Origin of the sequence: Streptococcus sanguinis (genome assembly GCF_050223295.1) — a bacterium.
GTDB lineage: Bacteria > Bacillota > Bacilli > Lactobacillales > Streptococcaceae > Streptococcus > Streptococcus sanguinis_X.
Window position 1 is genome coordinate 1982490 of record NZ_CP071424.1, and the last position, 26894, is coordinate 2009383.

At 44.2% G+C, this 26894-nt stretch carries 22 protein-coding genes; 12 read left to right on the forward strand and 10 right to left on the reverse strand.

Going from position 1 to position 26894, the window contains the following annotated elements:
- Nucleotides 1-107 precede the first annotated feature (107 nt).
- The 8 genes from ftcD (at nucleotide 108) to J1C77_RS09815 (ending at nucleotide 9028) form a co-directional block, all read left to right on the forward strand.
- On the forward strand, nucleotides 108-1007 hold the full coding sequence (gene ftcD, locus J1C77_RS09780) for a glutamate formimidoyltransferase (protein WP_002907222.1): 900 nt from the start codon (nucleotides 108-110) through the stop codon (nucleotides 1005-1007).
- 14 nt (nucleotides 1008-1021) lie between these two features.
- A complete protein-coding gene (locus J1C77_RS09785; protein ID WP_002923293.1) occupies nucleotides 1022-1648 on the forward strand; it encodes a cyclodeaminase/cyclohydrolase family protein in 627 nt (208 codons plus the stop codon).
- Nucleotides 1649-1714: 66 nt separating this feature from the next.
- On the forward strand, nucleotides 1715-3388 hold the full coding sequence (locus J1C77_RS09790) for a formate--tetrahydrofolate ligase (protein ID WP_042763156.1): 1674 nt from the start codon (nucleotides 1715-1717) through the stop codon (nucleotides 3386-3388).
- Nucleotides 3389-3400: 12 nt separating this feature from the next.
- The gene (locus J1C77_RS09795; protein ID WP_002923289.1) at nucleotides 3401-4000 is read left to right on the forward strand and encodes a HutD/Ves family protein; all 600 of its coding nucleotides are present in this window, start codon (nucleotides 3401-3403) and stop codon (nucleotides 3998-4000) included.
- A gap of 75 nt (nucleotides 4001-4075) precedes the next feature.
- Nucleotides 4076-5416, forward strand: coding sequence for an APC family permease (locus J1C77_RS09800; RefSeq protein WP_002923288.1), 1341 nt, complete (start codon nucleotides 4076-4078; stop codon nucleotides 5414-5416).
- A 35-nt stretch (nucleotides 5417-5451) separates the two neighbouring features.
- Entirely contained in the window at nucleotides 5452-6993 is a 1542-nt protein-coding gene (hutH, locus tag J1C77_RS09805) for a histidine ammonia-lyase (RefSeq protein ID WP_002923287.1), read from the forward strand.
- Nucleotides 6994-7418: 425 nt separating this feature from the next.
- Nucleotides 7419-7931: a hypothetical protein gene (locus J1C77_RS09810; protein WP_002923285.1), complete on the forward strand. Its 513-nt coding sequence runs from the start codon at nucleotides 7419-7421 to the stop codon at nucleotides 7929-7931.
- 107 nt (nucleotides 7932-8038) lie between these two features.
- Nucleotides 8039-9028 (forward strand): formimidoylglutamase, encoded by a 990-nt coding sequence (locus tag J1C77_RS09815; protein ID WP_152905388.1) that lies wholly within the window; start codon nucleotides 8039-8041, stop codon nucleotides 9026-9028.
- 61 nt (nucleotides 9029-9089) lie between these two features.
- Here J1C77_RS09815 and J1C77_RS09820 read toward each other — a convergent pair whose 3' ends face one another.
- On the reverse strand, nucleotides 9090-12146 hold the full coding sequence (locus J1C77_RS09820) for an AAA family ATPase (RefSeq protein ID WP_002923276.1): 3057 nt from the start codon (nucleotides 12144-12146) through the stop codon (nucleotides 9090-9092).
- Between the two features lie 160 nt (nucleotides 12147-12306).
- Here J1C77_RS09820 and J1C77_RS09825 point away from each other — a divergent pair, with 160 nt between their 5' ends.
- A complete protein-coding gene (locus tag J1C77_RS09825; RefSeq protein ID WP_002923275.1) occupies nucleotides 12307-13128 on the forward strand; it encodes a PrsW family intramembrane metalloprotease in 822 nt (273 codons plus the stop codon).
- 65 nt (nucleotides 13129-13193) lie between these two features.
- Here J1C77_RS09825 and J1C77_RS09830 read toward each other — a convergent pair whose 3' ends face one another.
- The 5 genes from J1C77_RS09830 to J1C77_RS09850 all read right to left on the reverse strand — a co-directional run bounded on the left by J1C77_RS09830 (nucleotide 13194) and on the right by J1C77_RS09850 (nucleotide 18675).
- Nucleotides 13194-13706: a hypothetical protein gene (locus J1C77_RS09830; RefSeq protein ID WP_002923274.1), complete on the reverse strand. Its 513-nt coding sequence runs from the start codon at nucleotides 13704-13706 to the stop codon at nucleotides 13194-13196.
- Nucleotides 13706-14539 carry a hypothetical protein gene (locus tag J1C77_RS09835; RefSeq protein WP_002923271.1) on the reverse strand — a complete coding sequence of 278 codons (834 nt, stop codon included), beginning with the start codon at nucleotides 14537-14539 and terminating at the stop codon, nucleotides 13706-13708. Before J1C77_RS09835 ends, J1C77_RS09830 begins: the two co-directional genes overlap by 1 nt.
- On the reverse strand, nucleotides 14515-15138 hold the full coding sequence (locus J1C77_RS09840; protein WP_002923270.1) for a hypothetical protein: 624 nt from the start codon (nucleotides 15136-15138) through the stop codon (nucleotides 14515-14517). The genes J1C77_RS09835 and J1C77_RS09840 overlap by 25 nt, the downstream gene beginning before the upstream one ends.
- A gap of 655 nt (nucleotides 15139-15793) precedes the next feature.
- The gene (locus tag J1C77_RS09845; protein WP_002923268.1) at nucleotides 15794-16123 is read right to left on the reverse strand and encodes a hypothetical protein; all 330 of its coding nucleotides are present in this window, start codon (nucleotides 16121-16123) and stop codon (nucleotides 15794-15796) included.
- 14 nt (nucleotides 16124-16137) lie between these two features.
- Nucleotides 16138-18675 (reverse strand): hypothetical protein, encoded by a 2538-nt coding sequence (locus J1C77_RS09850; RefSeq protein WP_002923267.1) that lies wholly within the window; start codon nucleotides 18673-18675, stop codon nucleotides 16138-16140.
- Between the two features lie 1152 nt (nucleotides 18676-19827).
- On the opposite strand from J1C77_RS09850, the gene J1C77_RS09855 reads away from it, so the two are divergent.
- Genes J1C77_RS09855 through J1C77_RS09865 form a run of 3 tightly spaced genes read left to right on the forward strand, consistent with a single transcriptional unit; the run spans nucleotide 19828 to nucleotide 22239 of the window.
- Nucleotides 19828-20877, forward strand: a complete 1050-nt coding sequence (locus J1C77_RS09855; protein WP_002907232.1) for a bifunctional glycosyltransferase family 2/GtrA family protein — start codon at nucleotides 19828-19830, stop codon at nucleotides 20875-20877.
- Nucleotides 20874-21785: a phosphodiester glycosidase family protein gene (locus J1C77_RS09860; RefSeq protein WP_002907233.1), complete on the forward strand. Its 912-nt coding sequence runs from the start codon at nucleotides 20874-20876 to the stop codon at nucleotides 21783-21785. The genes J1C77_RS09855 and J1C77_RS09860 overlap by 4 nt, the downstream gene beginning before the upstream one ends.
- On the forward strand, nucleotides 21766-22239 hold the full coding sequence (locus J1C77_RS09865) for a hypothetical protein (protein WP_002923265.1): 474 nt from the start codon (nucleotides 21766-21768) through the stop codon (nucleotides 22237-22239). The genes J1C77_RS09860 and J1C77_RS09865 overlap by 20 nt, the downstream gene beginning before the upstream one ends.
- Before the next feature lie 58 nt (nucleotides 22240-22297).
- On the opposite strand, the gene J1C77_RS09870 is transcribed toward J1C77_RS09865, so the two are convergent.
- The 4 genes from J1C77_RS09870 to J1C77_RS09885 form a co-directional block, all read right to left on the reverse strand.
- Entirely contained in the window at nucleotides 22298-22900 is a 603-nt protein-coding gene (locus J1C77_RS09870; RefSeq protein ID WP_002919643.1) for a histidine phosphatase family protein, read from the reverse strand.
- Entirely contained in the window at nucleotides 22897-23493 is a 597-nt protein-coding gene (locus J1C77_RS09875; RefSeq protein WP_081102962.1) for a histidine phosphatase family protein, read from the reverse strand. Before J1C77_RS09875 ends, J1C77_RS09870 begins: the two co-directional genes overlap by 4 nt.
- Before the next feature lie 11 nt (nucleotides 23494-23504).
- Nucleotides 23505-24347: an HAD family hydrolase gene (locus J1C77_RS09880; RefSeq protein ID WP_162091599.1), complete on the reverse strand. Its 843-nt coding sequence runs from the start codon at nucleotides 24345-24347 to the stop codon at nucleotides 23505-23507.
- 275 nt (nucleotides 24348-24622) lie between these two features.
- On the reverse strand, nucleotides 24623-26860 hold the full coding sequence (locus J1C77_RS09885; protein ID WP_002923260.1) for an alpha-galactosidase: 2238 nt from the start codon (nucleotides 26858-26860) through the stop codon (nucleotides 24623-24625).
- Nucleotides 26861-26894 lie beyond the last annotated feature (34 nt).

Consider the following 26894-nt stretch of genomic DNA (forward strand, 5'->3'; position numbering starts at 1 on the left):
CCCCAACTTCCGACCTGAGCTGGGTATCAACCTAGCTCAGGAGGAGATTCTGCTTTATTAAGTTCATATTATAAATTAAAATTATTGATATCACGAGGTAATATCTTATGGCAAAAATTGTTGAATGTATTCCTAACTTTTCTGAAGGCCGCAACCAAGCGGTCATTGACGGTCTAGTGGAAACAGCTAAGAGCGTGCCAGGCGTAACACTTTTGGACCACTCTTCTGATGCCAGCCACAACCGCAGCGTCTTTACCTTGGTCGGTGATGATCAAAACATTCAAGAAGTTGCTTTCCGTTTGGTTAAATACGCTTCTGAAAATATTGACTTGACCAAGCACCAGGGTGAACACCCTCGTATGGGCGCAACTGATGTCCTGCCTTTTGTACCGATCAAGGACATCACAAGTGAGGAATGCGTAGAAATTGCGAAGACCGTATCTGAGCGGATCAATCGTGAGCTCGGTATTCCTATCTTCCTCTATGAAGATGCAGCGACTCGTCCTGAGCGTAAGAACTTGGCTAAGGTTCGTAAAGGACAGTTTGAAGGCATGCCTGAAAAACTCTTGGAACCTGACTGGGCTCCAGACTATGGTGAAAGAAAGATTCACCCAACTGCTGGTGTCACTGCTGTCGGAGCTAGAATGCCGCTCATCGCCTACAATATCAACTTGGATACAGACAATCTGGAAATTGCCAACAACATTGCCAAAATCATCCGTGGTTCAAGCGGTGGCTACAAATACTGTAAAGCGATTGGCGTTATGCTGGAAGATCGCAACATTGCTCAGGTTTCTATCAACATGGTCAATCTGGAAAAATTCCCACTCTATCGTGTTTTTGAAACTGTTCGCTTTGAAGCCAAGCGCTACGGAGTTGGAATCCTCGGCTCAGAAGTCATCGGTTTGGCACCAGCCAAGGCTTTGATTGACGCAGCAGAATACTATCTGCAAATCGAAGACTTTGACTACGGCAAGCAAGTTCTGGAAAACCATTTGCTGGGCTAGGAGGACAGAAACCTATGAAATTAGTAGATTTAAGTTTGACAGAATTTGCTCAAGTCCTAGGCTCAGATGCTCCTGCACCAGGAGGTGGCTCTGCCGCTGCTCTTTCCGCAGCGAACGGTATTTCCCTGACCAAGATGGTCTGTGAATTGACCCTTGGCAAGAAAAAATACGCAGAATTTGAAGCAGAAATTGCTCAAGTGCACGCAGAAAGCGCCCGCCTGCAAGAAAGCTTGCTCGCAGCTATTGACAAGGACACTGAAGCCTTCAATCTGGTCTCCGCCGTCTTTGATATGCCTAAGGAAACAGACGAAGACAAGGCTGCCCGTCGAGAAGCGATGCAACAAGCCCTCAAGGAAGCGACCAAGTCACCTTATGGCATGATGGAAGACATCTTGGCTGCCCTGCAAACAACTCAAAAGGCTGTTGGCAAGTCCAATACCAATGCTGCCAGCGACCTGGGAGTCGCAGCTCTCAACCTTAAGGCAGGCCTACAAGGGGCTTGGCTCAATGTCCTCATCAACCTGTCAGGCGTCAAGGATGAAGCATTCGTCGCAGACCACCGCAGCAAGGGTGAAGAGCTCCTACAAAAAGGCTGCGCCCTAGCCGATGAAATTTATCAAGAAATTTTGAAAGTTGTCTAATAGATAAACGGAAGAGAAGTCCGCTCTTTCCCATGAATGGGCTTTCTTTTCTCAAGAGGTAACAATATGGTTTTATCAGATATTGAAATTGCGAATTCGGTTCAAATGAAGCCCATCAAAGAGGTGGCAGAAAAGCTTGGAATTGCTGAAGATGCCTTGTCTCTTTATGGAAATTACAAGGCAAAAATCAGTGCCGGTCAACTGGAAGCCCTCAAAGACAAACCAGACGGTAAACTGATTCTCGTGACAGCTATTTCTCCGACACCAGCTGGAGAAGGCAAGACCACGACTTCTGTCGGATTGGTCGATGCTTTAGCTGCTATCGGTAAAAAAGCCGTTATCGCTCTGCGGGAACCTTCACTCGGACCTGTCTTTGGTATCAAAGGCGGAGCTGCTGGTGGTGGTCACGCTCAGGTTGTACCCATGGAGGATATCAACCTCCACTTCACTGGTGACTTTCATGCCATCGGTGTTGCCAACAACCTGCTGGCGGCCCTCATTGACAACCACATCCACCATGGTAATGCCTTAGGCATCGATTCTCGCCGCATCACTTGGAAGCGGGCAGTGGATATGAATGACCGGCAACTGCGCCACATCGTGGACGGCTTGCAGGGCAAGGTCAACGGTGTTCCGCGTGAAGATGGTTTTGACATTACAGTTGCTTCTGAGGTTATGGCTATTCTCTGTCTGTCAGAAAATATCACTGACCTCAAGAACCGCTTGGAAAAAATCATCATTGGCTACAGCTTTGAAGGTAAGCCAGTAACTGCTAAGGATCTGAAAGCTGGTGGCGCTATGGCTGCTGTGCTCAAAGACGCCATCCATCCAAACTTGGTTCAAACTCTGGAACACACACCAGCCTTGATTCACGGTGGACCTTTTGCCAACATTGCCCATGGCTGTAACAGTGTCCTAGCTACCAAGCTAGCCCTCAAATATGCCGACTATGCAGTCACAGAAGCTGGTTTCGGTGCTGACCTCGGTGCTGAAAAATTCATTGATATCAAGTGCCGTACATCTGGCCTTCGTCCAGCAGCTGTAGTTCTAGTTGCTACTATCCGCGCTCTCAAGATGCATGGCGGTGTGGCTAAGAGCGATCTGGCTGAAGAAAATGTCCAAGCCGTTGTAGATGGTCTGCCAAACTTGGAAAAACATCTAGAAAACATTCAAGATGTTTATGGCCTGCCAGCAGTCGTTGCCATCAATAAATTCCCGCTGGATACCGAAGCAGAATTGCAAGCAGTTTATGATGCCTGCCAAAAACGCGGCGTTGACGTAGTGATTTCCGACGTTTGGGCAAATGGCGGAGCCGGCGGTAAAGAGTTGGCTGAAAAAGTCGTGGAACTGGCCGAAGGAGACAATCACTTCCAATTTGTATATAATGAAGAGGACTCCATTGAGACCAAGCTGAACAAAATTGTTACTAAGGTTTATGGAGGCAAGGGCGTTCGCCTGACTCCTACTGCTAAACGCGAGCTCAAACAACTGGAAGAGCTGGGCTTCTCTAACTATCCTATCTGTATGGCTAAGACTCAGTACTCCTTCTCAGATGATGCTAAGAAACTGGGCGCACCTAAAGACTTTGTCGTGACTATCAGCCAGCTCAAAGTTTCTGCTGGTGCAGGCTTTATCGTTGCTCTGACGGGTGCGATTATGACCATGCCAGGACTGCCTAAAGTGCCGGCCAGCGAAAAGATTGATGTTGACAAAGACGGCAATATCAGCGGTTTGTTCTAACAAATATCAAAAATGACAAATGTAACCCTTCTAAGAGTAAATGATTTTCAAGTTTCCGATTGGTCGGGGGGAAAGACAAAACAGCTTTATCTTTCCCCGCCAACTGGCCACTATGGCAAGCGGAACTTTGACTATCGACTCTCAACAGCGACTGTGGAGTTGGCTGAAAGTCAGTTTTCTGACCTCAGCGGCTTTCACCGCATTCTCATGAGCCTGGACCACACACTTCATCTCCACAATGCCAGCCGGCAGGAGGAAACGGTTCTAGCTCCCTTTACTCCCTATGTCTTTGAAGGGAGTGATTCTATCACAAGTCGTGGGACTTGTACCGACTTTAACTTAATCTACAGCGACCATTATCAGGGACAGCTGATTGCCATCTCGAATGGGCAAGAGCTTAGCCGAGATGACGAAATTCAATTTATCTATGCCTTAGAGGATCTGACGGTAACGGGAACAAACCTGCCAGCACTTAACCTAGAGGCAGAGCAGCTTCTGATAGTGGAAAAAGAGACTCAGGAAACTGAGCTGCATATAATGTTTTCGAGTAACCAGCCAAAGGGTGCTCCCCTTGCTATATGGGCTGGTTTGACCCACATCCCTACTAAGTAAAGATACCATGATGCCTTGTCACCATTCTATCTTTACTTGGAAAGGATCCCATATCTCTAAAGGAGAAACATTATTATGGATGCAACTAAACTCACTGCACAAGAACAAGAACAGGAAAAAGCAAAATTCAGCTTTTCCGGTGCAACCCTCTATGGTATCAATGCCGTTATCGGTTCAGGGATTTTCCTCCTACCGCAAAAGATTTATAAAGGACTTGGTCCTGCCTCTCTAGCTGTCATGCTTGGAACTGCCCTCCTCGTTATTCTCCTAGCCGTCTGCTTGGCAGAAACTGCTGGTTATTTTAATAAAAACGGCGGAGCTTTCCAATATTCCAAAGCGGCCTTCGGAAACTTTGTAGGCTTTAATGTTGGTTTTCTAGGCTGGGTCGTAACCATCATCGCTTGGTCAGCAATGGCTGCCGGTTTTGCCCGACTCTTTGTCATTACCTTCCCAGCTTTTACTCCTTACGAATTGGTCCTTAGTATCACTTTGATTGTCTTGCTCAGCTTGATGAATATTGCTGGTTTGAAGACCTCTAAATTTTTCACACTGGCTGCAACCGTAGCTAAGTTGATTCCAATCATTGCCTTTGCAGCATGTGCCATCTTCTTTATCAAAGGTGGAATAGACAAAGGAAACTTCACTCCTTTCCTACAGCTTGAACCTGAAACCAATGTCATGACTGCTATTGCCAACACAGCCGTTTATATCTTCTATGGCTTCATTGGCTTTGAAACCATGTCTATCGTTGCTGGCGAAATGCGCAACCCAGAAAAGAACGTGCCTCGGGCTATCCTAGGCTCCATTAGTATCGTTTCTGTACTTTATATGCTCATCATCGCTGGAACCATCGCCATGCTGGGTAACCATATTATGCAGACGGATGCTTCTGTACAAGATGCTTTCGTAGCAATGATTGGCCCTGCTGGTGCTTGGATTGTCTCTATTGGTGCCCTTATCTCAATCGCCGGTCTTAATATCGGGGAATCCATCATGGTACCACGTTATGGTGCAGCCATCGCAGATGAAGGCTTGCTCCCTAAGAAAATTTCAGAAACCAACTCTAAAAACGCTCCTGTTGTAGCAATTATCATTTCTGGAGCATGTGCCATCGCCCTGCTCTTCTCTGGTAAATTCGAAGAATTGGCTACCCTCAGCGTGGTCTTCCGTTTCTTCCAATACATTCCAACTGCTTTGGCGGTCTTGAAACTCAGAAAAATGTATCCAGAAAAGAAGGTTGTCTTCCGTGTACCATTCGGCCCTATCATCCCTATCCTAGCTGTTGTTGTCAGCCTGGTTATGATTGTAGCTGATAATCCGATGAACGTCGTTTATGGTGTCATTGGTGCTGCCGTTGCAAGTTTAGTATACTACTTCATGCACGGTCGAAAACAAGTTCCTACTAACCCTGACTAACTCTAAGCATTATATACCATAATGGAGGATTTTACATGTCAAAATTGATTCACTTAGACGGAAACAGTCTAACACTTGAAGATGTTATCGCAGTAGCCCGTCATGGAGCCACCTGCGAAATCAACCAAGAAGCAAAGGAAGCTGTTGAAGCTTCCCGTAAAATCGTGGATGACATCGTCCGCGAAAAGCGGGTAGTCTACGGTGTTACAACCGGATTTGGCTCTCTCTGCAATGTCAGCATCTCACCAGAAGATACGACTCAACTGCAAGAAAACCTAATCCGTACGCACTCTTCAGGCTTTGGTGATCCCCTACCTGAAGATGCAGTCCGTGCGATTATGTTAATTCGGATTAATTCTTTGGTCAAGGGCTATTCTGGTATCCGTCTCTCTACTGTCGAAAAACTTCTGGAATTGCTCAATAAAGGCGTTGTCCCTTACATTCCGGAAAAAGGCTCTTTGGGAGCTTCTGGTGACTTGGCACCGCTGGCTCACATGGTTCTGCCTATGTTAGGACTTGGCCGCGCTTACTATCAAGGCCAATTGCTCTCTGGACAAGAAGCTTTGGACAAGGCCGGCATCGAAAAAATTGCTCTAGCAGCTAAGGAAGGGCTGGCGCTGATTAACGGTACGACTGTCCTGACAGGTATCGGAGCTCTGGCTACTTACGATGCCATCCAGTTACTTAAGCTATCAGACGTTGCAGGCGCTCTTTCCATGGAAGTGCACAATGGTATCACCAGTCCTTTCGAAGAAGACTTGCATACCATCCGACCTCAAAGCGGACAGCTGGCTACAGCACGCAATATCCGCAACCTTCTAGAAGGCAGTGGCAACACAACTGTAGCCACTCAACAACGGGTCCAAGACCCATATACCCTGCGTTGTATTCCGCAGATTCATGGTGCCAGCAAGGACTCTATCGCTTATGTCAAGACCAAGGTTGAGATTGAAATCAACTCTGTTACGGACAACCCTATCATCACCAAGGAAGGCCATGTTATCTCAGGCGGTAACTTCCACGGAGAACCAATGGCTCAGCCATTTGACTTCCTCGGCATCGCTATTTCTGAAATCGGAAATGTATCCGAGCGTCGTGTGGAACGTCTGGTCAACAGCCAACTGAGCAAGCTTCCATCATTCTTGGTCAAACACCCAGGGCTCAACTCTGGCTTTATGATTACCCAGTATGCTTGTGCTTCGCTTGCTTCTGAGAACAAGGTCTTGTCTCATCCAGCCAGCGTAGACTCTATCCCATCTTGTGAAAACCAAGAAGACTTTGTCAGCATGGGAACTACTGCAGCACGTAAGGCAGCTGAAATTCTCAAGAATTCTCGCCGCATCGTGGCAACAGAAATCATGGCAGCCTGCCAAGCTCTGGATCTGAAACCAGAAAACCATGAACTTGGTAAAGGAACCAAGCCGGCCTACGACCTCTTCCGTCAGCATGTCCGCTTTATCGAGTTTGACAAGGATATCGAAATCTATGAGGAGCTCAACAAGGCTTCTGAGCTGATTGAAAACGAAAAATTCCTAGCAGCCGTTGAAAAGGCTGTGGACTTGAGCATTCAGTTCTAAAGCTGATGACTCTGTAAAAAAGCTAACCTAAGAAGCCCACTCTCATGCAGCTGGGCTTCTTTTCCCGCCAAAAGTCATTGACAGGCTTGGCGGAAACTCTTATAATAAAGTCGCAAGTGGCATTAAGAAAAACTTAATACTCAAGATCAAACTAACTGCTAACAGCAATGGCCTGCAGAAAGGCGATGCTGATGTGATTTGATGATGTTTTTTAATAGTATAAAGATGCCTGCACTGAGCAAGATCTTTGGTACTCGCCAATCCGGCATTTTAGTTTCCAAACTAGAGACCCCACTAAGCGCTTCCACATCATAGAAGAGGCTAGATGGGTGACCAGACAGATTGTTTGGAAGCCAAATCGACATGACAATACAAAAAGAAAATCGTAGAAGCTTGAATGACTTTAATTAAGGAGATAAGCAATAATGAAAAAAGCGTTTAAAGTGGATTATTTTGCAATTATGCATCCGATTGCGTGCATCACTCTACCGACAATGGCCTACCTCATTTGGCTTATGTTAAAAACCTTCTTCTTTGATTTGCTAAACATTCTGATAAGCATTTGGACAGGAAAAGAAATTAAGGAAACAACAGATTTCCTTCTTCCTGGGTTTTATCTTTGTATTTTTATTCTTATCATTTACTTAGTGGGTTTTCTAGTCCAGTTGATTATCCACATTCGCAATCGCAAAGAAAACTCTCTTTTACCTGCTTGGTGTATGCTTACAGCTTTAATCGCTCTTGTTGCAACAGTTATAGACACCTTAATCCTTAACCATGAATTGACCCCGTATGCTTATTTCCTTTCAATTGCAGCCTATATTACCTATTTCTTTTCAAAGAGACCAAAGATTATTGAAAGCTACCTGTCCAATGCTAAGATACGTTATGCTACATGGACTATTCTGATTCTCGCTATTATTCTATCTTTCTTATAAAACATTCACTATCCGTTAGAGTATTTTTCCCGCTAAAAGTCATTGACAGGCCTAGCGGAAACTCTTATAATAAAGTCGCAAGTATCGTTATGGAAAAGGACAAAATCATGTTAGAAGATTACTATCAGCTAGATAACAGCTACTATCATAAGAGACTGGATGATGATTTATATGCTGCCAAGTGGGGCATGGTTATTGAGTTTTTGGACTTAAATGACCCTAACTTAAAACCCTTTGATGGCGTCAACTTTGCCTTGATTGGCTTCAAGAGTGACAAAGGGGTTTATATCAACCACGGCCGAGTGGGGGCTGTCGAAGGACCACAAGCTATCCGAACTCAGCTGGCCAAGCTTCCTTGGCATCTTGGCAGAAACGTCCGCGTCTTTGATGTTGGCGATATTGACGGGCCTAACCGCTCTCTGGAGCAGCTGCAGCAAAGCTTGGCTCGAGCAGTCAAACGTCTGCGAGAGCTCAATCTCCGGCCTATTGTCCTAGGAGGCGGCCACGAAACAGCCTACGGCCACTATCTGGGTCTTAAGTCGTCACTAGGACCTGACCAAGACTTGGCCGTTATCAATATGGATGCCCACTTTGATTTGCGTCCCTATGACCAGACTGGTCCAAACTCTGGAACCGGTTTTCGCCAGATGTTCGATGACACTCTGGCTCAGAAGCAGGCCTTTAACTACCTCATCCTGGGGATTCAGGAGCATAATAACAATCTCTTTCTCTTTGACTTTGTGGCAAAATCCAAGGCCATCCAGTTTCTGACTGGAATAGATATTTACCAAATGGGTTACAAGGAAGTCTGTAAGGTGGTCGATACCTTTTTGGCCGGCAAGGAGCAGGTCTATTTGACCATTGACATTGACTGCTTTGCAGCTGGCGCCGCTCCTGGTGTCAGTGCCATTCAGTCGCTCGGTGTGGATCCCAATCTAGCGGTTCTGGTCTTCCAGCACATCGCTGCGTCAGGTAAGTTGATCGGCTTTGATATCGTCGAAGTCTCTCCACCTCACGATATAGACAACCATACGGCTAATCTGGCAGCCAGCTTTGTCTTTTACCTGACCCAAGTCTGGGCGCAAGCACACGATTGATGGGCATTTAAAAACTTCATTAGAAACATCAAAAGAGGATGAACATTGCTTTCATCCTCTTTTATTTTGCGTTTAATGCCTGAGATAGACCTTGGCGTAAGTTTTCTAATTCCTTTAGCTGGTGCCGATCTCGGTAGGGATTGAGCTGGCTTTTAGCCGTTTCATGGTAGGTCTCAAAGTCCTGATCCAGCAAGACTTCAAAGCCTGCTCCCTGCAAGTTTCCAGTCAGCAGTCCATACTTAATCACAGCCATCAGATAGTAGATCAGCCCCTTGTCCCTCGGATTGCCATAGCGACTAATGAGACTATCCTTTTTCCGCAGCAGATCAAGCACCGGCTGGTAATCTCCCTTCTCGTAGCCAATCAAGGCCAGGTAAACTTCTAACTGGGTCTCTTTCCAAGGGAAGCTAAGGGACTTCAGAGCTGTTTTCGCCTTGAGGAAAATCCGCTCCGCCTGCTCATAATCTTTCAGCTGATAGTAAGTCATACCCAAGCCGATATAGAAAGCAAAAATCGAAGGCTCTGCTGTTTTATTTTCCGTCAACTTAATGGCCTCCTTCTGATGAGCCAGAGCTGTCGTGAAATTCCCGCGAATCTGCTCAATCTCTGCCAAATAGTCTAGAGCCGCCGCAATCTGAATCGAGTACTTGGAACGCAACGAAGCCGTCAAGCTGAAACAGTCGATAGACTGGTAGAGGTGGTGGAGCGACTGCTCCTCATCCCCAATCATGAGATGATAGAGCCCCTTGAGTCGAAGGTTGATAGCAATGGCTTCGTGATTGTTGGCCTGAACCGAAGCATCTAGAGCCAACTCCGTATAGTAGCGCATCTCAGGGATATTTTCCGTCTGGATGCAGTAGTAAATCATCTGCCGATAGCCTTCTAGGAGAAAATCCATCTGTTGCAGCTCCTTGGCCGAAGCAATCACCTGCTGGATATTGTCCATCCCCTGCTGGTAATCCCCTGTCCGGATAGCATAGCGCCCTTCTAGATAGAGAAAGCGGAGAACCAATAGCTGAAAATCCTTGTGATTCTGGTGTTTTCTCTCTAAGCCCTCTATCTCCCGACGGATACGGTCAAACTGGTCTAAAACCGCGGACTGATTGCTATCATCCGTCTTTTCAATAAAGCCAAACTCCCGTGAATAAATCGGAAAGAGCTCGTGATGAAACTGCAAGGTGGCCTCAAGATAATGCAGCTCGTACTCCAGAGACTTAATCGGCTGCTTGGACAGCTTGTAGTGATAGGCGATTTCATTGAGCAGCTGAGCATGATAGAGAGAGTCTCCCAACTGGTCTTCCATGCCTTGGGCAATCTGGTGATGCAGCATTCGCTTCTTGGTAAGCGACAAACGCTCATAGGCATAAATCCTCAAAAGCTCCTGGCTGAACCGCACTACCAATTCCTCTCCCTGCTCCTCTTCTATCAAGAGCTGCTTCTGTCCAAAGTCCTCAGTGATTTCGACCACTTCTCCCATCGGCAGGCCTAATAACCTAGCTAAGAGCGAAACCGACGCAGGAGCCCTAAAGCAAGCTAGATAGTCCACCAACTCTTCCTCTTGACTGCTCAGGTAATCCAGCTTCAGAGACAGCTTGGCCTTGATGGACGGAGTCAGCGGATGAAACTTCTCTCCTCGCAGGAGCTGCTCAGCGTATTCCGACAGGAAGAAAGGGATGCCTTGACTGACCCGATAAATATCCTCAAGGTGTGCTTCAGACATGGCTAGCTGACCTGTCTGGGCTTGCAAGTAAGCCACACTATCTTTAAAATTCAGCGGCTGCAGCTCAATAAAGCCTAGCTTATTGCGAACCAGCAGGTGATTGAAAAAATGTTCCAAATAAGAAGGGGTGCTCAGATGCTTGGTCAGCACAAAGGCCACAGGATAGCCGGTCAAATGATTCATGACCTGCTCCAAGACAGCAACACTGGCCTTATCCATCCAGTGACAGTCCTCAATCAAGACAATCAAAGCCTTTTTCTTAGAAATCTTCTGCAGAATATCCACTACAAACTGAGCCAGCTTGTCCGCATCCAACTGAAGACCAGAAGTGCCGCTTGTCAAAATAGGAAAATAACTCTCCAAAATGACCTGCCACTGGCTGATAGAGAGAATCTGGTGCTGAATGACCAAGTCCCCCAGGCCGTCCAGCAAGCCACGCCAAGGCTGCAGCTCTGCCTTCATCTCTTCCTTGAAACACTCAGCCATGACAATCTGGAAATACTTGGTCTGATTGGCCAATACTTGACGAGTCACTGTCCGCTTTCCGATACCAGTACCACCGACTAGGACAAGAGCACGCGCCTCCTGAGTCTCTATCACCTTAGAAAAGTAAGATTCCAAACGCTTGATTTCATTGACCCGTCCGAAAAAGTGGTCTGTATTGCGCAGAAACTGCTTAGTCTTGCGCTCGCTCCGGTCCTTGGCAAGCACCTCATGATATAGTTGCTGGATAGGTTCCGTAGGACTAATGCCCAGTTCCTTATCCAAAATATTGACCAATTTATAATAAGTCTCAATCACCTTGCCAGGCCGATCATGATCCTGATAGAGCTTCATGAGCAGATGATAGTTCTTCTCATCAAACTCATCAATGCTGATCAAGCGGCGCAAATTCCGCTCAGCCTCTTCCAAATCCAGCTGCTCTTTTTCTGTTTCCAGCTGCTGGTAGCAGGCTTGGATATAAAGCTGCTCATATCGCGTCCGCATTTTGGACACCCAGTAATCAAAAGCCTCGCTGTCCTTGAGATAGAAGCCCTGCAGAAAATCACCCTGATAGAGCGACAGATGCTCCGCAGGATGGTCCGTGAAACGTTCTACATCACTTTCAATCATACACTCAGGATTAAGCGACAGCACAGTCCGGTTGGGAGCGACAATCCATTCCCCACCTAGTAACTTGTTAGCTTGATAAATGGTGTTGCGCAGATTCTTTTTGGCGGTCTGATTATCCTTGTTTTCCCAGAGGATTCCTGCAATCTCCTCCCGATTGACTGCTCCATTGATGTGAAGATAGTAAAGCAGAGCATTGATTTTGGCAAAAGGAAAAAAGACTTCCTCCTGATTGAGAAAGACACTCGGACTTCCTAGCAATTTCAACCTCAACAGATTTTTCGACATGCAAACGCCTCCAAGAAACCTTATAGAACTAATATAAACAAAAAGAGACAGTTTGGCAAGTAAAGTATTATACTAACCCTTAATTTCCAGTTTTTAAATTGGTTTTATTTAGGATTTTTTTGTTATACTAGGATGAAAATAAAATTTTAGAAAGTTACTTATGAAGAAAAATATTGTTCTTTTCATTTTTCTCCTTCTGAGCGCGATTGGCTTAGAATACGAGACACAAGCCTATACTACTGGCAGTATGTCAGGTACTTCCTATGGGATTGTCGGACTGTCAGCCCTCTTGGCCCTACTCTATATCATCCCCGCCCTGCTCTTGATTCGTCAACTGGGTAAAAAATGGCAGACTCCTGCACTTAGTCTTGGGGTAGCTCTGCTAGGCGGCCTTTTCATTTCTGGCTGGACCTCTGGCCTGGCTAACACCTATATCCACGAGTGGGTCAGCACCAGCTTCCCAAACACTTTGCTTAGTGACCTAGAAAATGCTATCGCAGCTCCGCTGGTTGAAGAACCGCTTAAGCTGTTGGCAGTTGCCTTCGCTGTCTATCTAGTCCCCGTCAAAAAGCTCAAATCCTTCTTGATGCTGGGGATTACGGCTGGCATGGGCTTTCAGATTAGCGAGGACTTCTCTTATATCCTCTCTGACCTGCCCGAAGGCTTCTCCTTCACTATCTCTGGTATCCTAGGCCGCATTACTGGCGGCGTCGCCTCTCACTGGCTCTACACCGCCCTGACCACTCTCGGTCTGGCTCTCATGCTGCGCTATGCCAAGACTCAGAAAAACTACTTCCGAGTGGGGCTCTTCTACTTCCTAGCAGCCTTTGTTCTCCACTTCTTCTGGAACTCACCGCTTACTGCTATCGAAACGGACATCCCAATCATCGTACCGGCTATGACCGCTGTGGCTGTCTTTATCTTTTACCAAGCCTACCGAACAGCCCATAAAATTGATCAAGAAGAATTGGAAGTGGAGTAATACCAAAAAACGACCCTTATGGTCGTTTTTTTGGTTGCTTATCATAAAGACATCTTTATCTAATCCTATTTTTCAGTAAATAGGATGCGGTGAAGCTTATCTACTAAACTAGTATACTGATTCTCTTGTTTATGCAAGTTTCTCAAACTTTGATAATTTACAATTAAAATGGCTAATAAACAGAAATGACGGACATTGTACAATAAACCAATCTGGTTATACAGCAAAGATACTTTAAAAATATTTTTAAAATAGAAGAGAGCCACGACGCAATAGATCATACAAAGAAACATTTGCAGAAATGCTAAAAATTCTAAATTCTTGTGCAGTAGAATACGTTTTAGAATAAATGACAACACCAAAACAAGCGAGATTGACCATGACATCGATACTAGCAAGTCCAGATTAGAATGATTAATACTATTAACTGATTTCAAATCTGAGATTGACATAAAAACTTTATCATCAATCACAACCGTTGGAAAAATAAATATACCAAAGTAATAAACCAAAATGAAAATTACTTCTGCCTTAAAATCTCCATCTTTAAAATTTACGCTCCCACGATATTTTCTCATCACCAATTCTCCAATCTTAATTTCCCATCCTCAACAGCAAGCCCTTTTTCTTCACCTTTTAGACGATAAATCCCATTTGGCAAAGGATCTTCATCATTTAACTGTTTCAATATCTTTTTTAAAATATCGGTCTTCTCATTTTCGCTCAAATTATTCTGCAAATCGATACTAACGTAAATTAGACCATTTGCAATTGCATCTTCTACAGAGAGCCCCTCTACTCCGCCAAAATTCGTATCACTTTTTTGGATATTCTCTAGTCTAGATTGATCTAGCCAATGGATGGATTGACTATCCATATAGTTATCAGAAAGAGCATTTCTCAAATTAATTTTAGCCCCTTTTAACTCAGATGACTTTTGTAACCTTTTTGCAAAATCCCTCTCAATAATCTTATACTCCTTTTTTTCTTCAAAGACTTTCTTAATTATTGATTCGTATATTTCATAACCATAATTACCCAATCCATCTCTTGAATATGCAGGCATGTTAGAAGATATTGGATAAAAAACCTCTCCTTTGTAGGCTGGCAAAATAAGATCCAACCAACTCATATTTTTTTTAATAGGAAAAGTATAAACCATACTCCCAACTTTTTCACTATAAATATAAGACACTTCCAAAGATTCCCAATTTTTTTCATCATCAAGATTGAAGCTTTTAACTTGAACGTCTCCACTAAAATATTGAGCTTGGTAGCCTGCTTTTAGGCGACTTTCTAAATTTTTTATCCCCAAGAACCATAGCAGAAGCAGAGAAAGGAAAAAAAGGAATAATGAAATAAAACCTCGGTATACTCTTTTAATCATCATTTCTCCTCTCTTTTGACCCATGTAATCGCATCCTTACCAGTAATATCATCTTTAATTTCCCAGTCAAATAGTTTTTTTAGTTCTTTCCTGCTAACTTTCTGAGTCCGGAGATTGATATAGAGCATTTGCTTTTCTCTAGTCCAAACTCCAACATAGTCATCATTACCATCGCTGTATAACTTTATTCTACCACTTAGCCCCACAAAACCTTGCTCATACGCAATCTCAAGCAAATCCATTGTCTCTTTTTTGATTCCTTTATGATCAAAACGATAATAGTGAATTTTAAAGTACTCATGTTGATCTTTGGTATAACCTTCATCTTTTCTTGTTCTAGAATCTTGGAAAACTATATAATGACTCCCAATATCAATTGATTCATATTCATCCTTATCGAGAGGGCGTTTTAAGGATGCAGACACAGACGGTATAGATGTAATGTATTCAATTTCTACTATCCCCTGATTTTGACCTACGGTAAGATAATTTTCTTTTAAAACTAGTTTTTCCTCATAACTTTGGTACCAGAATCCACAGATAAAAATTGACAAGAAAAACACCACTAGCCCGATCAAATGCACATGCCACATCTGCCATTTAAAATTCTGGAATTTTTTCATTCGCTTCTCCTTGTTTTCTGGATGCTTGATACTGGGCATCCAACCTTATTCGATTTATATTCTTTTTTTTATTCATCTTCCAATATTTTACCACGAATACTATCCCAAACAAATGCTTCTTGGAATTTTTCATAAGATTTTAGAAACTTTTCGTTCTTCTCCATACGAGCGCCTTTTAAACACTGCAAAATAAAATGTTTGCTATCGTTCCTGCTTACTATGCGATATCTCCCAACAATCGTACTATTCTCTTAGTGTCATCGCAACGTTTTTCATTGCATCTATCACCTAAAAAATCATCTTTGGAACTCAGAATAAATTCTAAATTCCAAAGATGATTGTCTAAAATTGCCCTGAAGCGCTATTAACTTAATGTTGTTAGATTCCAGAGAGATTTTAATGCGTGAAATGTGTATTATTTGAAATAAAAAATATGATTACCAACAAAAAATTTTAAAATACCCTACAAACCAAAGAAATAGTTTATTTCTAGGTTAACAATAATAACGCGATTCAAACCGCTAAAGCGTTTAAAATCTTCCTTTGCGAATTCATCTGTTATGGAGGATAAGTTTGAACAAGTTACTCATCTTAACTCCACAAAAACAATATCTAGCAATACTTATTTACCTATGTAGTCTGATTTTATATTTTATTATTCATCACTAAGAATAAGTGAATCCAATTTTTCAGTATCTGCCGCTATACCTTCATAACTAGAGATAATATTATCCAATATTTTTAGCGTTATATCGCCTGTAAAATCCTTTATAGTAACTTCTGTCCCTATATTATTTAAACTACGAATTATCTCTCTAGCTTTCTTTAACTCATCTAGTTTTAAATCATTTACTATTATCACTGCATCATGATTATCTATTCTAGATTTTATTTCAGATAAAGAGAGTGGTGTATATTCTCTTAAAATTTTATATGTCAAAGTTTTATCATTAACATATTCAATAAATATTTCTATGATTTTCATTTTTCCTCTCAATATTAAAAATCTTCAATTGGTTTTATTCGTTGCCCAGGTAAACTTGTCTTCCAGTTTCCACCATGCCATCCATGAAAATGTTCGTTAAATGTAGCAGGATAGATAACTTCGCTCCGATTTGCTAAATGAGGATATTTGGAAGCACTGTATGCATGGTGACCTTGTAGTGTTTTTTCATCAAATTTAGCTCTCTTACCACTCAAAATATCTTTCATCTGATCATCAGACCAATTCCGAGTTCCTTTTTCCCCTCTTGACAAACGACCTCTTTCATCTCTCCAAAAAGATTCTACTCCCTCATTTCTTCGTTGAGTAAATCTTTTATTCCAATCATACAAATCATATTCCTCTTTAGTAATAGTACGGTTATCAAATTTTTGCTTAAGTTCCTGCATTCTTTTCCCTGAAAGCAGCGGACGATTAATAGGGTGCGGTTCTAAATCTAAACCTTTTGTTCTATCAGCAATGATACTTTCAGGTGTCCTATACTGACTAGCTTCAACAGCTACATTTGTATTATCTGTGGATTTAGATTCAAAAGAAGTGTTCTTGCCTCTACTTTTATTATTAATTAAAGCAAGGTCAGAATCAGATTTTGTACTGAGATATACTGAAGCTGATTTAGAACGAGATGGTTTTGGAACATCAAGCACTAAACCTTCTGGTGTCACCATTGAAGGTTGTGGGAACCATTTCTCACCAAAATTATCAACTTTACTCTTAGTGGCATCAAATAGATTCTTTCCAAAACTTTCCGCTGTATTTAAGACTTTACCAGTTTTAGAAGCAATAGCATGTGCCGCACTACCAACGCCATTTTTTGCAATTTTTCCAGCTAGAGATGCTTTCGATACAGGTACGAATTCTAAAACAGTTTTTGCTTGTTCTTTCTGAGCTAGACCATCTCCAGCCATAAAGTTTTGTTTAGCTTTTTTTGCTAAAACTACAGGGTTAAATCTACCTGCAAGTTCTAGAGCATCGGACCACATTTCAGAAGATGAATTATTCTTATAGTAACCCTTAGCGGCGTTCCACTTATCAGAAAGTCCTTGACCAAGTGCATTCAATCGATTGTTGATTTCTTTTCTATCTTCATTGGATAGCTTACTCCATCCCCAATCATCAATTTTTGCTCTAGCAATATCAACACCAAAGTCAGCAATAGTAGCTATGCCACCTACAGTATCATTAGCTTGTTCTTTAGCTGCAGCTATAATAGCTTTGCCAGAAATCGCAGCCCTTCTTTTATATGCGTCAAAACTATGATCATTCGGAGAAATTTTTGCTTGAGCTAACTCTTTATTCAATCCACTGGAATCTAAAGCAATTTTTTCGCTGAAAAACTTACTTACCGCTCCTGGTTTGACTTCGTTCACAAGATTAGGAACTGAATTTACCTTAGGAATCGCCTGATTCTTAACAGCAGCGTAAGCATCATGGATACTTGCGTTTCTGTATCGGTTTGTCGTTGCTACTTGCTTACCATCCTTGGTATATGCAAGATCTGGTTTTTTTGTTCTACCCAAAGAGAGTATTTGTTGCATCGTGCTGCTCCAAGGAGAGCTATAAGTAGATGCTTGACTTTTCTGTGTTGCCTGTTGGGTCAGCTGCGTGTAATTTTGTTTCGCTTGGTCTTTGGAAAGATTTCTAGCTTCGGTTCGAGTTTGTCTTACTTGAGAAGCTCTGTTTTGTCTTTCTTGAGCTCGCGCCAAGGCCTTAGCTTCTTCTTGAGCCTGACGGAAAGTATCAATTTTATTTTCTGCCGACTGGATTTTGTTAAATCTTTTGGCTAACGCACTGATTTCTTCTGATGTATAGTTAGATAAATCTACATTGACCTTATCACCAGGTGTCAGATTAATACGATTTTGTTTATTATTGATGTTCAGCTTATTCTGCCCATGCAAATCCTGAAGAGCCAGCATAGAAGCTGCTGCTGCTTTTTCCTTATCATCTGGATAATGGAGATTGCCGATTTTGGCTAAGCTATCACCTTTCTTGATCTGATAGTCATTACTTGCAGATTGATTAAATAGAGGCTGACTTTCTTTACTATTTGCAAGATCCAACAAGTCTTGATAAGCCGATGTAGGCTGACCTTGGCTATCAGTAAGAGTAGACTGACCATAAGGAGTAAAATCTAACTTTCCCTTGTTACTTGAGGAAGTTGAGCTTAAAGTATACTCTGGAGTTATAGTAGTCGACGTTTCAGAATTATTCAGACCATAACCATAGTCTTTCAACGCTTTAATAAACTGATTTCTATGTTCTTCTGACAAGGAATCTAAAGCTGTTTCAACTTCCGGTGAGACAGCTAAGTTATAGCGACTACTGCCTGTACTTGATTTTTGAGCTCCGGTATTGGCAGACTCCAAGGCCTTTTCGGTAAAATCTACTGCCCCCAAAGCGTCTGTTGCAGATTGTTCCACTTTAGAATCAGCCATTTTCAAGGCATCATCTTTACCTTTTTTGGCAAGACTGTCTGTCGTTACAGCATCATCTTTACCAGCAATCGCCTTATAATCAACAGAATCCGCCAAGCTGTCCGAAGCACTTACAGAAGAATCGCTGATTGGTTTGTAATCACTAGGCTTGATATTGCTAGCGTCCTCGCTTACCGATGGTGTATTAATTGGACGATAGTCGCTCGAACTAACGTTGCTAGCACTTTCGCTTACTGATGGTGTACTAATTGGCTGATAGTCATTTGAACTAACGCTGCTGGCACTTTCACTTACCGACGGTGTACTAATCGGACGGTAGTCGCTCGAACTAACGCTGCTGACACTTTCACTTACCGACGGTGTACTAATCGGACGGTAGTCGCTCGAACTAACATTGCTGACACTTTCGCTTACCGATGGTGTACTAATCGGACGATAGTCGCTCGAACTAACATTGCTGACACTTTCGCTTACCGATGGTGTGCTAATCGGACGATAGTCGCTCGAACTAACATTGCTGACACTTTCGCTTACCGACGGTGTGCTAATCGGACGATAGTCACTCGAACTAACGTTGCTGACACTTTCGCTTACCGACGGTGTACTAATAGGACGGTAGTCGCTCGAACTAACATTGCTGACACTTTCGCTTACCGACGGTGTGCTAATCGGACGATAGTCACTCGAACTAACGTTGCTGACACTTTCGCTTACCGACGGTGTACTAATAGGACGGTAGTCGCTTGTGCTGATGTTGCTTAAGCTTGAACTAGAATTAGAACTGATTGGCGCATAATCAGAGGATGAGAAAGAACTTCCAAAACTAGAGCTACTAAAACCTCCGCCAAAATCGAAAGCTTTTACCTCATGAGGTTGAAAAGCCATCGCACTCAGTATGACAGCCGAAGCTATAACAACTTTACGAAATGATTTTTTCATAAGACAACCTTTCTATAATATAATACCGTTAATATTATAACGCATATTTCTTATACTGTTAATATTTTTGGTACAATGTTATAGTTTTTTAATAAAAAGTTGGAGTATCTTCATATTTATTTTCCTAATTTTTAAGACTCATTTAAGATAGTTATGTATTATCCGGCTCCATCCCCACCAACATCTTCCCTCCTCTCCTTTCCATGCTCTTTCCTTAAAGAAATGTTAACATTTTCTTAAAACTAACTTATATTAGGAATCTTTAAGCCGCAGTCTGTATACTTTCTACAAATCATCTAAGAAAGAGGTATGGATATGGATTATCTAGTGATTCCGGCCTATGAGCCTGATTATAATCTTATTAAGCTGATAAAAAAAATTCACCATAAAAGTGATTTTCATATCATTGTTATCGATGACGGCAGCTCTTCCAAATGCCAGATAGTCTTTGAACAGGCAGAGCAATACGCGACCGTGCTCCGTCATCAGGTCAATCAAGGCAAAGGGCAAGCGCTAAAAACTGCTTTTACCTTTATCCAGACACTGAAGAACTATGGAACGGTTGTAACAGCAGATGCGGATGGCCAGCACAAGGCCTGGGATATTTTCCGTGTAGCGAGCAAGGCTTCTGAAAATCCTAATCGGCTGATTCTGGGAGCACGCGCCTTTACTGGCAAGGTGCCCCTACGCAGCCGATTCGGTAATAGTCTGACTCGGGCTCTCTTCAAGCTTCAGACTGGCGTGGGTGTCTCCGATACTCAGACAGGCTTGCGAGCCTTTACGACCAACATGATTCCATTTATGCTAAAGGTAGAGGGGCAGCGCTATGAGTATGAAATGAACATGCTCTTAGAAGCCAGCAAGGAATATCCCATTTTGGAAGTGCCTATTGAGACGGTCTATATCAATGACAATCAAGGCTCGCACTTCCGGCCGATTCGGGATGGGCTCATGATTTATAAAAATATATTCAAATTTGCCCTGACTTCTCTCAGCAGCTTCGTCGTGGACTACATCGTCTACGCACTGGCTCTCTTATTTTTAACTGCTGTGCCAATCAGCCTGAGAATTCTTCTCGCAAATGGGATTGCCCGCGTAACCAGCTCAATCTTTAACTATTCGACCAATAAAAAGCTGGTCTTTAAGAACGACGACAGTATACTCAAGACAGGAACTGGCTATTTCAGCCTAGCTGTAGTGCTCTTTATCCTAGATACACTGCTGATTCGCCTCTTCTATGCTGTCTTTGGCCTCAATCTTCTGATTGTCAAAATCATTGTCGGCATCTTGCTCTTTACCGTCTCCTGGATGGTGCAAAAGAGATTTATTTTTAAGGAAAGGACACACACCGCATCATGAAATTTTTAAAGAAACGCTATGTCTACGCCTCCATTTTCGGGCTGCTTCTAATAGCTTCTTTCAGCTACTCCATGCTGAAAACCTTTGTCATCGCAGAGACCATTTCCACGGTTTCAAGCGCAAGTTCGTCATCCAATGCCGAGGCTGCCAGCAAGGCTGCCGAAACAGCAACTGTGACGGATACCAGCTATTCAGACGACAACATCTCGGTCACGCTAACTGAAAAGACCGTCAGCAACACCCAGGTCTACATCGCTGATGTGACCGTCAGCTCATCAGAATACCTGAAAACAGCCTTTGCCCAAAACACTTACGGAAACAATGTCACCGCCAAGACCTCAGAAACGGCCGCCAACAACAATGCCATCCTAGCGGTCAATGGTGACTACTATGGAGCCAATACGACTGGCTATGTCATCCGCAATGGCGTCGTCTACCGCGATACCGTCCGAGAAGACTCCAGCAATGGTGATTTGGCTATTTACAAAGACGGCTCCTTCAAGATTATCTATGAAGACCAAGTCTCTGCCGATCAACTGGTCAAAGACGGTGTGGTCAATCTCTTGGCCTTCGGCCCATCTCTTGTAGAAAATGGTGAGATTGCCGTTGATACCAACTCCGAAGTCGGCCAGTCTATGTCTTCCAATCCCCGGACTGCTATCGGTATCATTGATGAAAACCACTACATCATCATCGTTTCAGACGGACGCACCTCAGAAAGCGAGGGACTTTCCCTCTACCAGATGGCAGAAATCATGAAATCTTACGGTGTCAAGACCGCCTACAACCTTGATGGCGGCGGCTCCTCTACACTTTACTTTAACGGTCAGGTCATTAACAAACCTACCACCAACGGAAACACTATCTCAGAAAGGTCGGTGAGTGATATTGTCTACATCGGTTACTAATCCCAGCAAAAAGCGTTTTAGAAAAACAGCCCTTATCTACGCCCTATTAACTATTTTCTTCTTTGCTTTCAGCAGAATCTATGAATCCTTCAGCTTCGGCGAAACATCTAGCCATATGCACTATCTCTTCACCATTCCTCTGGTGGGTGGCATCCTCCTCCTGCTCTTTATGAAGGGCATCCCTAATCTCTCTCGGCTCAGCCTCAACCTCTGGAACTCAGCTGTAGCCATTATGACAGCCGGCATGCTCTTCCGTGGCATCGTCAACCTATCTGGTCGCTCAACGACGCTGGATATGCCCTACTGGTACGTAGGAGCAGCCTTTGCGGCTCTGGCACTACTCTCCATGGTCTTTACTCGAAGTGAGTGGAATAAAGAAATCCAGGCACAGCCAATACCCAGCAAAAAAGAAGATACAAAACTAAGTCGTCGTGAAACCTACAGCCAAGTATAAACCAAAAAACCTCAGAAAAATCTGAGGTTTTTATTCTAGTGATAATCATTCTGAGTCTTCATTCACATTCATACACACTACCCGTTAGCGGATCAATGACTTCTGCCAGCTTAAAGTGTCCCGGCTCATAATGGTAATGGCAGATGGCGCAGTTGCCAAAGCGCACCTTAGGATCCAAGGCTTGCGCTGCAATCTTGAGATAGAAGGCCCACATGGCACCGCCGTGGCTAACAGCTAAGACTGGCTCTGCTCCTGCCTGCTCCATGACCTCCGTCAGAGTGACCAGCATGCGTTCACCGACTTGGTCCACTCCTTCTCCACCATAAGGAACAAATAGGTCTTCAAATGAGGTGGCTCCTGGTCGAAATTTCGGCTGCAGGCGTTCAGGCTGGGCTTCAAAGAGACCAAAGTTCCATTCTTTAATGCCTTTAAGGCGAGTATAGTCGGTCCGACCGGAGACAAGTTCTAAAGTATCAGAAGCCCGCTCCTGGGTGGAGGAGTAGAGCTGACCAAAACGAATGCCCCGCTCTTGCAAATAAGCTCCTGCTTGCCGGGCTTGATCCTGCCCCAGTTCTGTCAAAGGAGAATCGCAAGCTCCCTGTACCAAGCCCTCTTGATTGAAAAAAGTCTGACCATGCCGCATCAAATATAAATCTTTCATTTTCCCTCCCATTCGCTAAAATCGTGGCCAATGGCCTCTTCTAGGTAAAATTGGTCATCTTCAAAAGTAAACTTCAAAATCCCGCAGTTGGTCATGTGACCTAGGTCATCCAGACGCCAGTTTTTCCGCCAAGCTCTGGCAAAATTGGCCATAGCCCCGCCATGGGAGACCATGAGCACAGACTGACCATCCGTCTCTTGCATGAGCTGGAGAATGGTCGCTGCCATACGCTCCTGCACCTGATCTTGTGATTCACCGCCATAGGTCACAAAGAAATCTCCATAGGGCAGGGGCGGATTAAGATCCTCGCTTTCCCCTTCAAAGGTCCCGAAGTTCCACTCCTTGAGTCCCTTGATACGCTTATAGGGAAGCTTCCCGTCTGTTACCAATTCCAAGGTATCACAGGCCCGCTCTTGAGTAGAGCTATAAGCATCGTCAAATGTAATATCGGCATCCTTAAAATATTGCCCTGCCACCTTGGCCTGATAGATGCCAAAATCAGTCAGAGGAGCATCACACCAGCCCTGCACCTTGTGGCGCAGATTAAAAAGCGTTTGGCCATGCCGCATCAGATAAAGTGTTTTTACCATCAATCATCTCTCCTTTAAATGAGTCCTAACTTTTCAAAGGCCTTGTAGAGACCGTCTTGACTGACCGAGTCTGTCACCAGATCGGCCATGGCCTTGATTTCCGCTCCGCCATTTCCCATAGCAATGCCGACCTGACAATAGACCAGCATAGGAATATCAACCTTGGCATCGCCAAAAGCCAGAGTATCTGCCTTATCAGCATGAAGATGCTTCAGCAGAACCTCAATAGCATGCGCCTTGGTAATGTCTTTGACTCCTAAATCACCAAAGAGAGCATGCTCGCCCTTGCCACCCCACGTACCTGCCTTGAGCTCAGGAAAAGCTGCCTTGGAATCCAGATGGTCTTGGTAGCTTCTGAGAATAAAGCTGACTTTGTTCAGGTCGTCCCGATAGAGCTCTCCTCCATAGACCAAGCCGTGAAGAGCTTCTTCAGCTTCCATATTTAATACTTTTTCTGGCTTGACACCTTTTCCAAGGACGTAGGTTCGAAGCACTGGTCGCGCTGCTTCGCGAAAGCCCCTGCTAGCAAAGAGGCCATTATTACTCTCTAGGTAAAACTCTAGCCTCCGCTCTTGAAGCCAGTCCACTAGCCTTTTAGCGACATCTCGTGGAATCAGCTGGTGCAGAACAACCTCTCCCTTATGCTCCACATAAGAACCGTTGCCACCAATCATGCCATCAAAGCCAATATCCCAAATTTTCGGTGGCATCTCAGCCTTGCTACGACCTGTGCAGACATAGACCAGATGCCCCTTTTCCCGTGCCTTGCGAATGGCGACCACAGCAGACTCCGGTATATGATTATCATAGTCGATGACGGTACCGTCCACATCCAGAAAGATGATTTTTCTCGTCATAAAACTCCCTTCTTTCTCGTCTTTTCCTCGCATTTGCCGAGTGCTTTCTTCTAACAATCCAAACTGGCAAATGCTTTCTTCATTTTTTACAAATCCTCTCATTTTTGGCCAGTATTACTTTACGAACTCTTCATCCTATTATATACCTTTTTGAAATCCTTTTCCTATAGAATTATCAGAGATAATGGTACTATCCTTTTTTTCTCAGAGGAAAAAGCAAGAAGGACAGCTTTTAATCAGCTTGTTCCTTCTGCTCTTTTTATTTCCCAGCTTATCTACTCATCCTCTGCTTCAAACAGCCAGAGTTTGGAATCAAAGTCATAGCTCGGCTTTTGCTCAGAATCCTCTAAAAGCTGACCGCTGGAAGCGTCCGTGGTGACCAGTCCAACTCGCATAAGCTCAGCCCCCGTATAGGCACGCCCCTCTAGCCGATAGACCTTATCCAAAGCCAGTCCTTTCAGTTGCAAACGCTGATGAGAGCGATTGACTTGATTGAGGGCCTTGAAAGTGCCTAAAAGTGCAGTGTTCTGATCCTGACTGACAACCATCCAAGCTGTCTGCCCATCTTCCTTAAATGGCGACTGCAGTCGATAAAAAGTTCCATTATGAATTAGCTCTCGATGGCGTTTGTAAAAAGCTATCTGTTCCCTGACTTCAGCCAATTCTTCTGGGCTTAGCTGATTAAGATCCAGCTCATAGCCAAAGGAACCGAAAAAGGCGACATTCCCTCGCGTCTTCAACGGAGTTAGACGGTTGGTCTGGTGATTGGGCACGATGGAGACATGAGCTCCCATAGACGAAAGTGGATAGAGAAGGCTGGTCCCGTACTGGATCTTCAAGCGCTCAATCGCATCCGAATCATCGCTAGTCCAAGCCTGAGGAGCATAGTAGAGCATACCTGGATCAAAGCGGCCCCCACCTGAAGAGCAGGACTCAAATAACAATCTGGGATAGCGACTGATCAAATGTTCATACAAGTCATAAACACCCAAGACATAGCGGTGAAAAATCTCTCCTTGCTGATCAGCTGGCCAGGCAGCTGAGAAGACATCCGTCAGAGGGCGATTCATATCCCATTTGATATAATCCAGCTGCGCTTCCTCAATAACCGCTGACAGACGCTCAAAAATCTCATCCACTACTTCCGGCCGAGAATAGTCCAAAACAAACTGGTTCCGACCATGGTGGGGCTGTCTATCTGGCACTGCAAGCAGCCAGTCAGGATGAGTTCGGTAGAGTTGGCTGTCCTTATTGACCATTTCCGGCTCAAACCAAAGACCGAACTGCATGCCCAAACCGTGAATTCGCTCTGCTAGCGAGCCCAGACCCCGCGGCAGCCTTTCTGGATTGACAAACCAATCCCCCAGCCCAGTGCGGTCGTTAGTCCGCTGGCCAAACCAGCCGTCATCTAGCACAAAGAGCTCCACTCCTACTTCCTGAGCCTTTTCAGCAAGCTCCAGCAACTGATCCTCACTAAAGTCAAAATAGGTAGCTTCCCAGTTATTGATGAGAACAGGACGCGCTCGCTCGCGCCAGTAGCCCCTAGCTAGGCGTTGGCGAAACAGCTGATGAAAGACTTGACTCATGCCGTTGAGGCCCCGCTCAGAGTAAATCAGCAGAGCTTCTGGACTGGTAAAGGACTGACCCGCAGCCAGCTTCCATTCAAAGCCAAAAGGATTGATGCCTATCTGCAGCCGGGTCACATCATAGGTGTCCACCTCAGCCTGAATGAGAAAATTGCCTGAGTACACCAAGGCCGCTCCTAGCACTGGACCTGAAAACTCAGTCGTTTCCGGTCGTTTAAGAGCCACAAAAGGATTGTGGTGAGGACTGGAAATGCCACGGGTTGACTCAATGGACTGAATTCCCTGCTGAAGCGGGCGCTCCTTGATATGGCGTTCCCGGGCCCATGCTCCTGATAGCTGCTGCCACTCATAGTCAGCATCTGGCAGATCCAGCGACAGACTAGCTAGGGATTCCAAATAGCAAGTTTCCTTGCCTTGATTAATCACTTTGCTGGAGCGAGCTATAACCGGCCAATCAGCAAAAATCGTATAAAACAGCTGAACTTCCACTTCTGTCAATGCATCTCGCAGAGTTAGAATAAGAGTCTTAGCCTCCGTTTGAGCCTCTGTATAAGTAGCGGGCAGCCCCTCTAAAGCTGGCTTACCATCTACTATCTGATGACTAACATAGACAAAATCAGTAATACGCGAGCCATTTTCCTGCCGCAGACAGATAGCGGGATGACGAAAATCTGTCGTGCCGTATTCTGGAAATTCCTGCCGCACATGCTCCAAAGAATAGCGTAAATCTCCTTCTTTCCGATAGGTCGTCATGGGCCGATGCTGCAGCTCCACTAGATAAGAATAATCCCGCTCTGGTACCGCCGCTCCGTAGTAAAGCTGCAAGAGTTTACCATCCTCCGAAACCCGAAAGATATAAGAAATCTCACCATTAGTCAGATGAAATTGCCTGCATTCTTCCTTAAACCAAATACTCGCCTTATTCATGACCTTCTCCTTTCACAGTCTCTAATCATACTTC

Coding starts and splice junctions, on each gene's coding strand:
- J1C77_RS09845 (WP_002923268.1), bottom strand. CDS start 16,123: ATGAAAATCATAGAAATATTTATTGAATATGTTAATGATAAAACTTTG.
- J1C77_RS09855 (WP_002907232.1), top strand. CDS start 19,828: ATGGATATGGATTATCTAGTGATTCCGGCCTATGAGCCTGATTATAAT.
- J1C77_RS09835 (WP_002923271.1), bottom strand. CDS start 14,539: ATGGGTCAAAAGAGAGGAGAAATGATGATTAAAAGAGTATACCGAGGT.
- J1C77_RS09885 (WP_002923260.1), bottom strand. CDS start 26,860: ATGAATAAGGCGAGTATTTGGTTTAAGGAAGAATGCAGGCAATTTCAT.
- J1C77_RS09870 (WP_002919643.1), bottom strand. CDS start 22,900: ATGAAAGATTTATATTTGATGCGGCATGGTCAGACTTTTTTCAATCAA.
- J1C77_RS09830 (WP_002923274.1), bottom strand. CDS start 13,706: ATGAGAAAATATCGTGGGAGCGTAAATTTTAAAGATGGAGATTTTAAG.
- J1C77_RS09820 (WP_002923276.1), bottom strand. CDS start 12,146: ATGTCGAAAAATCTGTTGAGGTTGAAATTGCTAGGAAGTCCGAGTGTC.
- J1C77_RS09815 (WP_152905388.1), top strand. CDS start 8,039: ATGTTAGAAGATTACTATCAGCTAGATAACAGCTACTATCATAAGAGA.
- J1C77_RS09790 (WP_042763156.1), top strand. CDS start 1,715: ATGGTTTTATCAGATATTGAAATTGCGAATTCGGTTCAAATGAAGCCC.
- J1C77_RS09840 (WP_002923270.1), bottom strand. CDS start 15,138: ATGAAAAAATTCCAGAATTTTAAATGGCAGATGTGGCATGTGCATTTG.
- ftcD (WP_002907222.1), top strand. CDS start 108: ATGGCAAAAATTGTTGAATGTATTCCTAACTTTTCTGAAGGCCGCAAC.
- J1C77_RS09785 (WP_002923293.1), top strand. CDS start 1,022: ATGAAATTAGTAGATTTAAGTTTGACAGAATTTGCTCAAGTCCTAGGC.
- J1C77_RS09880 (WP_162091599.1), bottom strand. CDS start 24,347: ATGACGAGAAAAATCATCTTTCTGGATGTGGACGGTACCGTCATCGAC.
- J1C77_RS09810 (WP_002923285.1), top strand. CDS start 7,419: ATGAAAAAAGCGTTTAAAGTGGATTATTTTGCAATTATGCATCCGATT.
- hutH (WP_002923287.1), top strand. CDS start 5,452: ATGTCAAAATTGATTCACTTAGACGGAAACAGTCTAACACTTGAAGAT.
- J1C77_RS09795 (WP_002923289.1), top strand. CDS start 3,401: ATGACAAATGTAACCCTTCTAAGAGTAAATGATTTTCAAGTTTCCGAT.
- J1C77_RS09825 (WP_002923275.1), top strand. CDS start 12,307: ATGAAGAAAAATATTGTTCTTTTCATTTTTCTCCTTCTGAGCGCGATT.
- J1C77_RS09860 (WP_002907233.1), top strand. CDS start 20,874: ATGAAATTTTTAAAGAAACGCTATGTCTACGCCTCCATTTTCGGGCTG.
- J1C77_RS09800 (WP_002923288.1), top strand. CDS start 4,076: ATGGATGCAACTAAACTCACTGCACAAGAACAAGAACAGGAAAAAGCA.